9 protein-coding genes and 1 tRNA gene are annotated in these 11,812 nt (G+C 41.1%); 3 read left to right on the forward strand and 7 right to left on the reverse strand.

Annotation, left to right across the window (positions count from 1 at the left end):
- Positions 1–177: 177 nt before the first annotated feature.
- Positions 178–2,784 (reverse strand): CHAT domain-containing tetratricopeptide repeat protein, encoded by a 2,607-nt coding sequence (locus RMY00_RS14765; RefSeq protein WP_322648245.1) that lies wholly within the window; start codon positions 2,782–2,784, stop codon positions 178–180.
- A gap of 305 nt (positions 2,785–3,089) precedes the next feature.
- Positions 3,090–3,683, reverse strand: coding sequence for a hypothetical protein (locus RMY00_RS14770; RefSeq protein WP_322648246.1), 594 nt, complete (start codon positions 3,681–3,683; stop codon positions 3,090–3,092).
- A 141-nt stretch (positions 3,684–3,824) separates the two neighbouring features.
- Here RMY00_RS14770 and RMY00_RS14775 point away from each other — a divergent pair, with 141 nt between their 5' ends.
- On the forward strand, positions 3,825–4,700 hold the full coding sequence (locus RMY00_RS14775) for a hypothetical protein (RefSeq protein WP_322648247.1): 876 nt from the start codon (positions 3,825–3,827) through the stop codon (positions 4,698–4,700).
- 123 nt (positions 4,701–4,823) lie between these two features.
- Positions 4,824–5,996, forward strand: a complete 1,173-nt coding sequence (locus RMY00_RS14780; RefSeq protein ID WP_416212067.1) for a sulfate ABC transporter substrate-binding protein — start codon at positions 4,824–4,826, stop codon at positions 5,994–5,996.
- A 180-nt stretch (positions 5,997–6,176) separates the two neighbouring features.
- Here the strand turns inward: RMY00_RS14780 and RMY00_RS14785 are convergent, their stop codons facing one another.
- The 4 genes from RMY00_RS14785 to RMY00_RS14800 form a co-directional block, all read right to left on the reverse strand.
- Positions 6,177–7,583, reverse strand: coding sequence for a 1-acyl-sn-glycerol-3-phosphate acyltransferase (locus RMY00_RS14785; protein ID WP_322648249.1), 1,407 nt, complete (start codon positions 7,581–7,583; stop codon positions 6,177–6,179).
- Between the two features lie 313 nt (positions 7,584–7,896).
- Entirely contained in the window at positions 7,897–8,157 is a 261-nt protein-coding gene (locus RMY00_RS14790) for a hypothetical protein (protein WP_322648250.1), read from the reverse strand.
- A 385-nt stretch (positions 8,158–8,542) separates the two neighbouring features.
- Positions 8,543–8,986: a DUF2127 domain-containing protein gene (locus tag RMY00_RS14795; protein ID WP_322648251.1), complete on the reverse strand. Its 444-nt coding sequence runs from the start codon at positions 8,984–8,986 to the stop codon at positions 8,543–8,545.
- Between the two features lie 216 nt (positions 8,987–9,202).
- Positions 9,203–9,275: transfer RNA gene (locus RMY00_RS14800), tRNA-Ala, on the reverse strand.
- A 71-nt stretch (positions 9,276–9,346) separates the two neighbouring features.
- On the opposite strand from RMY00_RS14800, the gene RMY00_RS14805 reads away from it, so the two are divergent.
- Entirely contained in the window at positions 9,347–10,264 is a 918-nt protein-coding gene (locus tag RMY00_RS14805) for a rhodanese-related sulfurtransferase (RefSeq protein ID WP_322648252.1), read from the forward strand.
- A gap of 22 nt (positions 10,265–10,286) precedes the next feature.
- Here RMY00_RS14805 and RMY00_RS14810 read toward each other — a convergent pair whose 3' ends face one another.
- A complete protein-coding gene (locus RMY00_RS14810) occupies positions 10,287–11,810 on the reverse strand; it encodes an ATP-binding protein (RefSeq protein WP_322648253.1) in 1,524 nt (507 codons plus the stop codon).
- Positions 11,811–11,812: the final 2 nt, after the last annotated feature.

Raw genomic sequence — 11,812 nt, forward strand, 5'->3', positions numbered from 1 at the left:
CTTCAAGTCGGGCATTGCCCGCCCAACGCAGTGGCTCCCCTTTATAAGGGGAGGGTTAGGGTGGGGTAAAAAATATGTGATACATGAATCATGACTTTTCAAATATCCTCTAAGGATAAAATCCCCGTTACAAAACGAAATTGCGTTAGCAAGGTACGAGCATCATTGCCAATTACTTTAACGTGCATCGCCAATCAAGACAAACGGCGACCAATAAAAAGGATGACGATGGTCTGCAATTAGCTTTAACTTAGCTTTTTGCAAAGCTTCACCTTTGGTCATACCCTGCTTGAGATTTTGATAAAAATCAACCATTAATTCCTGAGTTGCTTCATCATCAACCGCCCACAAACTCGCCATCACAGCTTTCGCACCAGCCCGCTCAAATATATAAGCAACTCCTGCAATTCCTACATCATTAAAATTAGTATCTACAGCAGTTTGACAGGCACTAAGAGTAATTAATTGTGTGCCTTGTAATCCTAAAAGAGCAGCATTAGCAATATCTAAGGGTTTGTCAGCAAATAATAATGTATTATTTTTTAAATCTACTTTTTTACAATTTTCAGTTTGAAAGCAGCCGTGAGTTGCTAAATGTAAAAACGAAAAGCGCAATGCTTGGGAGCTAAAGTTTTCCAAGGTAGCTTTTTTATGGATATAAACTTCACTGTCTGGCAGTATTTCTTTAATCTTTGTGACTTCTGCTTCAGCACCTGGGAGATTTTGCGGCTCACTGGTTACTGGATTACCAAATGCTAAAACAGCTTGTATGCGAGGTATAGCATTTTGCATACCTAGAGATTGCAAGGAATTATTGGAAATGCGAGTGAGATAGTTTACAGGATATTTTTGGATCAGAAATTGTTTAGTTTTATTGTCGTAAAGAGTCTCAAAAGGTAAATGGCGCAGTTGACCAGTAGCAATAATACTCAGTTGTTTAGGTGATAAAGTCTTAATTTCGCCTTCTATAGGACGAATGAGAATATCATAAAGTTCGCCGCCGGTTTCAAAGTAATCAGAATCACTATCGTCTTGTACCTGTTTTAAGTAATCGGCAATAAGTTTATTAAGCTTATTGGGTTCAAGAGATTTTTTAGTAACACTAAAATGACCTTTGGTGAAGATAAAAAAGGCTACATTATTAGGCATATCTCTCACATTAGTCAACAAGATAGGTTGAACTACAACTGTTCCTGCGGGGATGGAGGATGTAAGGTTTTTAATATCTGCGGGTGTAGTTTCAAATAGTTCTGCTACTTCAGGAAAACGGCGAGAGATACTTTCGGCTTCTGAGTAAACTTGTGTTTCTACTTGCCGAATTTTTTGGGTTAGGCTTTCGGATTGATCGCTTTGTAGTTGTTGTCGCAGTGCTTCTAATTGCTGATTTTTTTTACTCCAGTAGTCAAGAGCTTTCTGTGCTTCTGGGTTGGCAACTTTGGCATTAATGAGGCGAGTATAATCAGCAAGATCGGCTGTGGTGAATAGGTTAACCCATTCAAAAGCTTGATCGTATTTTTTTTGATTAATCAGGACATCGACTAAAGCAGTAGCACTCCAACCGTTTTGCTGTAAAAACTTTTGGCGATTTTCTCGTTGCAAACCCCGACGCATTTGTAAGCTGATTTTGAGAGATTGCTCTAAATTAGTAATGGCTTGGGTTGGTCGATTTGTACTCTGGAAGAGTACACCAATATTACCCAAGGTGACAGCTTCACCAGAGCGATCGCCCACAGCCCGAATAAGGGGCAAAGCTTGGTTGTAAAATGAGAGTGCTTTTTGCTTTTCTCCTAAAGCGTCGTAGACTCCACCGATATTATTGAGTGTAGTGGCAACACCTGTGCGATCGCCCACAGCCCGCCAAAGGGGCAGAGCTTGGTTGTAAAATGAGAGGGCTTTTTGCTTTTCTCCTAAATCGTAGTAGACTCCACCAATGTTATTAAGTGTACGAGCCTCACCAGTGCGATCGCCCACAGCCCGAATAAGTGGCAGAGCTTGGTTGTAAAATGAGAGTGCTTTTTGCTTTTCTCCTAAAGCGTTGTAGACTGCACCGATGTTATTGAGTGTAGTTGCAACACCTGTGCGATTGCCCACAGCCCGCCAAAGGGGCAGAGCTTGGTTGAAGTAATCGAGTGCTTTTTGCTTTTCTCCTAAATCGGAGTAGACTTGACCGATGTTATTGAGTGTAGTGGCAACACCTGTGCGATCGCCCACAGCCCGCCAAAGGGGCAGAGCTTGGTTGAAGTAATCGAGTGCTTTTTGCTTTTCTCCTAAAGCGTCATAGACTTTACCGATGTTATTGAGTGTACGAGCAACACCTGTGCGATCGCCCACAGCCCGATATAGAGGCAGAGCTTGGTTGTAAAATGAGAGTGCTTTTTGCTTTTCTCCTAAATCGTCGTAGACTTTACCGATGTTATTGAGTGTAGTGGCAACACCTGTGCGATCGCCCACAGCCCGATATAGGGGTAGAGCTTGGTTGAAAAAATCGAGTGCTTTTTGCTTTTCTCCTAAAGCGGAGTAGTTAAACCCAAGTCCAAGCAGTACAGTTGCTTCAATTTTTTGGTCTTTGAGTTGTCGTGCAATGGTTAAAGCTTGCTGAAATATTTGTATTGCCTTTTGATGTTCCTGTTGCTGTGACAGCTTTATCCCTTGCTCTAGCAATCTTTCTGCTTCTTGCGATCGCGAGTTTTGAGTTTGTCCCCAAGTGGGTTGAGGCATCAGTATCAGTGTTAAAGGTGTTAGATAAAAACCCACAGCTAAAAGACTGGTAAGAAGTTTTTTCATAGAGTAGCGCAGAGGTAGCTGTTTTCAATTGGGTGTTAGCAGAAGCTCTTGTTACAAACTCACGATTTTTTGCTATAAACTCACGATTTTTCGTTACAAACTCACGATTTTCTGTTACAAACTCATGATTTTCGTTACAAACTCACGATTTTCTGTCACAAACTCACGATTTTCTGTTACAAACTCATGATTTTCGTTACAAACTCACGATTTTTTGTTACAAACTCATGATTTTTGTTAGTAATGTCGAAATAAGTAAGTGCATACAGCTAGTTGTGCGTTCCTACATCTGAAATAATTCATGATTAATAAGGTTTTGCCAGAATAGTGATCGTTCTTTGTTGCGAATTGAACTGGATTTCATCTACCACATATTGCCGATTTCTCGCCACTGACTGAATACCCCGCAACTGTGCTGTAGAAACTACAGGTGGTTTGAGCTTTACGACCGCTTGACCCTGAGTAGAATTTTTGAGGGTAAATGTATTTAGGGGTATACCACTCCAAGTTACTAGTTTACCTGTGGGGCGATCGCGCTCACCCCGAATAATTTGCCGTCCATTGCTTCTGTAAACCAATGCCCCATTTTTGAAGACTACTTTTTGAATTTGGCTTAGGGGAATTGTGGCAGTTTTGCCACTACGCTGAATTGATAGTGCTTCTTGCTGTGCATCAATTCCTGTTATCTGGCCACTACTTGACTCGCCACCCTTAAAAATGACCTCTGCTAACTCTGGTAACGCTACTGGAAGTTCTAATTCATCTGCGTTGACTGGTGTCTGTGCCAACAATAAATTTCCCGTTTTGATATTTTGGCTAATTACAGCTTGAATGTTTCCGGCGATCGCTGCTGCCATTACTAAGATTGCCACAACCCATCCCTGGAAAAAAGCTTTCATGGCTTTAACAGTATATTTGACTATGTTTAAGTTTCTCATTAAACTTCAGAGGCAGATACTAAATTTCCGTAAAATTACAACTAGACAAGATCCCCGACTTCGTAAAAGTTGTCGGGGATCTGAACTTGAATTATCTCTTTTATGACTCAAGCTCCCAACCAAGAAACTAATATTTTAGGTAAATTCACAAGTGTACTGGGCTTGCTGGGTGCGGCGCTTTTCTTTGCAGGTTGGATTTACCGTTGGTCATATTTCTACTTTTTCCAACTAGAACTTAATACCCTCGATTTACCTGCACAGTCTTTTTTGATAGTTCCTCTGCAAATATTTCTTGGAGATAGTTGGGCAATATGCAAAACTGCGATCGCTTTTTTTATAGCTGCGATCGCAATTCAAGCAACGTTATGGTTAATTAAGATCATCAGCGATACGGTAGTCTCTACAAACCAATTGTTACTAAATCGCATCATCTCTGCAACTCAACACAAACGCTCATGGACAGCTAAACAGCTTAAATCTCTGGCTGAATTTAGTTCTGGGCAACTGCGCTCAGTGGAATTTCTGCGATCGCTAGTCAATGAAATAGTAATAGTATCTTGGGTATTAATAGTGATATTTTGGTTAGCTCGTTGGCAAGGCATTGCAGATGCCAGGCGGGATGCTGGTCAAAACTCTAGTTTACCTGTTGTAGCCTTAATTACACCGGAAGAAAAGTTTGCTGTGGGACGCAAACTTGATGATATATTTGCCGATCCGTCATTGAAAGGTTATCGCATTATTGGCGATCGCGGTTTATTTGATGACTTGCGAGGCAGGGAAGATAATGATATCAGCAATCCAAAAGAGCCGAGAGTCTGGCGCTTACTCTTAGAACGTGGCGGCTGGATTTATTTGTTTCGAGCATTGCCCCCAAATGCAAAATCTGATGAGCTACCCTCAGTGTTGGCAATTCAAGAAAGTGATAAGGGACATATCATCATTCGCAGTCCAGAAGTTTCTAAAACTACTTCTCCTTAAATATCTTGAATAAGTTGTTTAAATTTAGGTTAATAAAAAGTTATTTATCCTTAACCACTGTTTTATAATGCCCCTTAACTACAGCATCTTGCTCAAGTTATCGCAGATTCAGGGGAAAATTTGATGAACCAGGGGCAACGTACTCCTAAAACAAGGAGATATTTGACTGAATTAGTTCAGACTTATATTGTTAAAGCTTTACACACTGCCAGACAGTGGCGCGTGCAACTAATCCGATGGTTGTACAAATATTCTTCGTGGGGTGTTGCGTCTCTATTTTTGGTCGGACTTAGCTTGAGTATCGTGATGGCTGCTTGCTCTCCACGTAATATCGATAATACTGGTAGTGCTGGCGCTGCTTCCCAGAGTGATGTAAACCTAACATTTGTTTCCTACTCGGTTACTAGTGCAGCATACCAGCAGATCATTCCTAAATTTATCGAACAGTGGAAGAAAGAACATAACCAAAATCTCACTTTCAAACAAAGCTATGATGGGTCAGGTTCCCAGACTCTTGCCGTGATTGACGGTAAAGAAGCTGATGTGGTACACCTGTCACTTGCCCTTGATATTAACAAACTTGTTGAGGCAGGTTTTATTCAACCGGGATGGGAAAAAGAAGCGCCTAATGATGCAATTGTTACCAAATCTCTAAACGCGATCGCCATTCGTGAAGGTAATCCCAAAAATATCAAAACTTGGGCAGATTTGGCACGAAATGGCGTAAATGTGATGACACCTGACCCTAGAACCTCTGGCGGCGCTCGCTGGAATTTCCTTAGTCTGTGGGGTTCTGTGACAAAAACCGGCGGAAGTGAAAATCAAGCGATAGACTTTATCTCCAAAGTTTATAATAATGCACCTTTGTTGCCCAAAACTGCTCGCAATGCCAGCGAACTGTTCTTCAAAGATGGTGAAGGTGATGTTCTGCTCAACTATGAAAATGAGATGATTTTATCGGCACAAAATGGTGAAAAAGTCCCATTTGTTGTGCCTGATGTAAATATCTCTATCGATAATCCTGTTGCTGTTGTAGATAAAAATGTCGATAAACACCGAACTCGCCCGATTGCCGAAGCGTTTATCAAATTTCTTTACACCCCAGACTCGCAACGAGAGTTTGCCAAATTGGGATTTCGTCCCGTTGACTTAACCATCGCCAAAGAAACGGCAGCCAATTTTCCCAAAATTAAAACTATATTCAAAGCTCAAGATTTAGGAGGCTGGGACGAGATTCAGAAGAAATTCTTTGATGAAGGTGCAATTTTTGACAAAATTCGAGCTAAAAAATCTTAAAATTTTCGTTATCGAAACAGAATTCAGGAGTCAGCAGTCAGAATTCAGTTGGGTATTCTGACAGAAATTGCAGATATCGCAGCGTCTCGTAGAGAGCGTCTTGATTCTGACCGGAGCTTTCGCAGCCTCCGGCTTTGCTCCTAAATTCTGACTTCTGAATTCTGACTTCTGAATTCTTCTTCAACCAATCATCTTCTCTAAAGCGATTTGCAAATCTTTTGTCAAATCGCTCACACCTTGTCTAGCCGCCAAGCGATCGCCCTGACAATTTTTCCAGCGTTCGGTTACTGAAATTGGCTCCCCTACAGTTATTTGTGTCTCTCGCAAACCTAACCGAGGTCGCCCCGGAAGTGTTGTATCCTGAATTCTAGAAAGCATATCGTATACAAGCAAAGCTGTTTCTGCAAACCGTTCTGCCGTCGGTTGTTCCTGAATATAAGTAGCTGTGACTGCAACAAAACTCTCCACTATCCGCATGTGGCGCATTCGCAAGTCTGCTTCTTGAGCAATCCAGTCTGCCAAGCCGCGTTTAAAGGGTGGTAAAGCATTGATATCTGGCAAATCTTCCCGATAAATGTAATTCCAGCCAGCCTCTTCTAAGCGGCGACAGCGATCAATGGGATTTCCCTGTGCTTGAACTCCAAAATATTGTTCGGCAACTTGTAAAGCCTTATCTAGCAAGCGATGAAGCCGAGCAATTAATACTTGATTCGGACTAGCAGATTCATCAGTTGAGATGGTTTTTGGGATATCTTGATGATAGAAGCGACGATAAAATTCTTCCATCTCGGTAATCAGATATTCTGCCAATCTACAGAGGCGTTGATAGTAAATTTCTTTGCCATCGCCTTGCTCAATTTCCATTGGCGGCAAACCACTATCAGCTTCTAACTTACTTAAGAGCCAATCCAGTTTAGACCAAGGTGGTTCAACGTAGCGATATTGGATAGCGATCGGCACAATAATTACAGTCTCAGTCCGATTAGCTTTTTGCAAGTCTTCTACACACCAGAACCCCATTTGAGCAACACCAGGTTCTAAGGGGCTAACAATACCACTATGACCATTTGTACCGCCTTCTGGGGCCACTGCGATCGGTAATTCACCATTAGTAAACAACTCCCGTGCAGTTTGAATAGCTTGGCGATCTAGTCGTCTACCGCGATGAACCGGCACACCTCCTAACCGAGAAAACAACCAACCCAGCCACTTCCCAGCCCAAACCGTCATACCGCGATCGTAGAGAAAATAGCTGTGAACAAGCGATCGCAGTGTAATACCTTTCTGACGAGCAACCTGTGGCACAATGCGCGAAAGCAAATACAGCATACACAGGGGATCTTCCACCTCTGGATGGCGAAATGCCAGCAAAAAGCGAATTTTTCCAGCCTGGAATTGTTGATAAAGTTCAGCTAACACCTCAACATTCTTGGCTTCAACACGCACAATACCAGCCGTTAGCCAAGGGCGAGTGCGGAACCGTAGTGCGATCGGCAGTAACCACCGAACAATTTGGAGTACCAGCGAGTTCAACCGTTGGGGAATGAATTTTAATGGTGGTTGAGTAGACTGAATCGATCTAGGCAAGTCGCTCTCCAGATTGTATTTCTAGCGATTGTACAACGTGGGATATTGGTTTTGCGTCAACCCGTAGCCATTTGTTGTTAAACATCCCTCAGATTTACCTTTCCAACCATAGAACTACGTGCGATCATTAGTAGAGAGTATCTCTCCCAATCATTATTAAGTTAGGGTCTTTATTTGCTTGTTTGACGATATTTTATACTGAAAATAGTAAAACCCTTATAGAATAAATATTCTTAAAAGTTTCATAATAAAACCCCTCCCAGAACTTTTTGGGAGGGGCTTTACAAACATTTAATAGTGAAATTTTAAAATACTATTGACCATTTGTACCTAGTTGTTCTGTAGAATATCGCACTATATTGGATTGAGTAGCCAGTGTTCCGTTTGTTAGAGCAGTAGCACCCTGTTCTGTGCCTATTATAAATGCCTGACTACCAACACCATCATTGAGTGTTCCGTTTGCTAGAGCAGTAGCACCCTGTTCTGCACTTCCTATAAATGCTCCTCCAACTACTGCCATTGAATCAGAATCACTTAGTTCTTCAAACAGGTTTGTTTCGATTTGGTTAGCCATGATGCCTCTAAGTACTTATGAATAATGATTGCGTACTAAAAAATAGTTTATGTTAGCCTGCTTGTTATCAAACTCACATTATTGCCATAAACAGGCTAATTATAGCCATAAACACCCTAATTATTAAGTACGACTTTAGATATATTATTTTACTTTTTTGATAAATAAATTTTTAGGTACTTGTCCAATATCACCAATACCGCTCTGTTTACTCCAATACTACTATTACTTAAAAGCAAAGCTACCAATAGAACGTTTGATACAGAGGGGATAAGGGGGAACAAAAAAATTCCCCAATATTTTCGCCTCCACTGAACGAACCACCTCACGCTTTGCTGGCATTGCCTAAGATTCATATTTGATGTTTTTTGTCAATTCGTAAGTCCTATGGATGTTTAGGAAAATTTCGGAATAAATAGACCAATACTGCTAAGTTCAATACAAGAATCAATATTTTTATAGGAGAAATACCCCGAATTAATTCATAAATCTCTGGTGGAATACTGATACCCACAAGTCCCAACACCAAGACATGTGCCCAACGCTTTTCGTACCATAAACCAACGGCTTCAATACTAGTAACAATAGCATAGACTCCTGTTCCAATACCGCTAAATGCCAAGGTTCGGGGATTTAAATTGATAACTTTCTTTAAAAGCCAATCAATAATTATCGATTTACCTTCTAAAACATAGTTTTCTGAAAACACCTCTAGAGCTTGGTAATTTTTTAATGTCAATAATAAAGCGATCGAAGTAACCATAAGCAACAATGCGGCAAATGATTTGTAAAGAACAATTGCCACTAAACCCAATGGACGCTTTTTCAAACAACCTCCTATATAGATATAGCAATCTTATTTGATTTTTGAACTTATTTGCGTGGTGCGCGATAGGCAGGGAGTAGGGAATCAGCCTTTTCCAGTTGAGGGCGAGTTCTTTCACCCAATCAATCGGAGTTCTATAGAACCCAAACTTTGATTGACTTGTATGTGCGTAGGCCAGCAAAACCGCAGCGATCGCAAATTAAGATAAATTATATCCAATGGAGATTAGCGGACTCGAACCGCTGACATCCTGCTTGCAAAGCAGGCGCTCTACCAACTGAGCTAAACCCCCATAAAATTGAAGTAGTAGGTAACTTTGGTTGCCGTTGTTATTGTAACTTATATTGTTCCATTACCAAAGGGATGAAGCCAGAAAATATCCAAGTTGTTGCAGCACTGTATAAATTCGTCAAGCTCCCAGATTTTGCCGAGAAGCGAGAGCCTCTGCTGTCTTACTGCCAAACGCAAGGTGTGAAGGGGACAATTTTGCTGGCGCAAGAAGGCATTAACGGTACAATTGCCGGTTCGCGTCAGGCGATTGATTCTGTTCTCTGCTTTTTGCGTACTGACCCTCGTTTAGCAGACCTAGAATACAAAGAGTCTTATACCGAAACTCCCCCTTTTGAGCGAATGAAGGTGCGGTTGAAGCAAGAAATTGTTACTTTGGGATTGCCTGAAATTGACCCAAATGAACAAGTTGGCACTTATGTCAATCCTCAAGAATGGAATGATTTGATTTGCGATCCAGAAGTAACCGTGATTGACACCCGCAATGATTATGAGGTGAATATCGGTACTTTCCAAAGAGCAGAAAATCCCCAAACTGGCTCATTCCGGGAATTCCCCGATTATGTGCTACGCCATCTCGATCCAACTAAACACAAAAAAGTTGCTTTATTTTGTACAGGCGGCATTCGCTGTGAAAAAGCCTCATCCTTCATGCTTGCCCAAGGCTTTGCAGAAGTTTATCATCTCAAGGGCGGTATTCTCAAGTATTTAGAGGAAGTTCCAGCACAGGAAAGTTTATGGGAAGGGGAATGTTTTGTCTTTGACGATCGCATAGCTGTCAGTCATGGGTTGGAGGAAGGAAGTCATGAGCGATGCTTCTGTTGTGGATATCCAATTTCTGAGTCAGATCAGGTATCTCCAAAGTATGAACAAGGTATCTCCTGTCCCTATTGTTTTGATAGCCTCACCGATGAAAAAAGAGCGCGTCAGCAAGAAAAATGGCGGCACTACCAAACCCAAGTTCTTAATTCCAAAAATCGGGATGGAAGTTAAAGAAGAATTCAGAATCCAGAATTCAGAATCCAGAAGCTTCAGTTAAGGATAATTCAGGATTTAAGGGCAATATTACTGTAAATGTAGTACCGATTTCAATTTGACTTGTGACGCTAATTTGACCTCTGTGAGCATCAACGCACCTTTTAACGATTACTAACCCTAATCCTGTACCCTGAATTGATTGAACATTTGAAGCTCGGTAAAATGACTCAAAAAGTCGCGCTTGGTCTGGTGCAGGAATTCCTATACCTTGATCTTGAATATGAAAAATTGCTACTTGAGCAATCGGGTCGCAGATTAAATCAAACTGAATCTTCCCACCTTCTGGAGAATATTTAACTGCGTTTGAGAGGAGATTTTCAAACAGGTAATGCAAGAGTCCTTCATCCATTACGGCATCGGTGCGATCGCTATGACAAGTAAAAACAATTTCATACAGCCTATGTTCAACAATAGAAAAATCTTCGATTAACTCTCGACAAAATTGTTCTAAGTTAATTGGTGCAGGGTTGTATACGAGTTTTTCTGCTTCCGCTCGACCCATAAACAAGACTTCTTCCATGAGTTTTTCTAGAGATTGCACAGCACCTTGAATTCGCTTTAAATAAATGGCTCTTTTCGCATCTGTCAAATTTGCTCCTTGCATTTCTATGAGTTCCACTGCTGTTTGAATAACAGTTAAAGGATTACGGAACTCATGAGATACGGTAGAGATAAATAAGGACTTGAGACGATTAAGTTCTTGCTCTTTCTCCAAGGCTTGCTCTAGAAATTTTGTTTGGCGTCGTTCGCTAAGATCCCAGAAAACAATTACTACACCATCTATCTGGTCAAGTCGTCGCTTTAGTGGTGAAGCACTATCACCAATTGGAACTCTTTTCCCTTCTCTTGTAATTAGAGATGTGAATTCCCCTAAATAAACAACCTCTTGATCCCGCAGTACTTTTGTTACTGGGTTTTCTAATGTAGTTCCTGTAAGTTCATCGACAATATGAAAAATTTTCGCAGCCTCATTTCCTAAAGCATCTTTTTGCTGCCAGCCAGTCAACGCTTCAGCTGCGGGATTCATAAATGTTATTATTCCCTGCTCATCTGTAGCGATTACAGCATCACTCATTGAGTTTAAAAGGGTTGCTAACTGATCTCGATTCTCTCGCAGTTCACGCTCTAATTGATGTTTTAGAAGACCGATTTCGATCGCTATTCTTAAATCTTTTATAGTAAAGGGTTTAACGATATATCCAAAAGGTTGGGTAATTTTAGCTCTTTCTAAAGTATGATCGTCACCATAAGCGGTTAAAAAAATTACAGGAACGTCTAACTGTTCACGAATAAGACCGGCAGTAGTAATACCGTCTATCTCACCTTTAAGAATAATATCCATTAATACAAGTTCTGGTTGAGTTTCCGATGCCTTAGCAATGGCAACTTTTCCCGATGAAGCTGTACCCGTAACAATGTATCCTAGTTGTCTGAGTTGGCTGGCAATAGTTCTAGCCACAATCACTTCATCTTCAACGACTAAAATCCTAGCTTGGCCCATTT

The organism is Nostoc sp. ChiVER01 (assembly GCF_034531155.1).
GTDB lineage: Bacteria > Cyanobacteriota > Cyanobacteriia > Cyanobacteriales > Nostocaceae > Nostoc.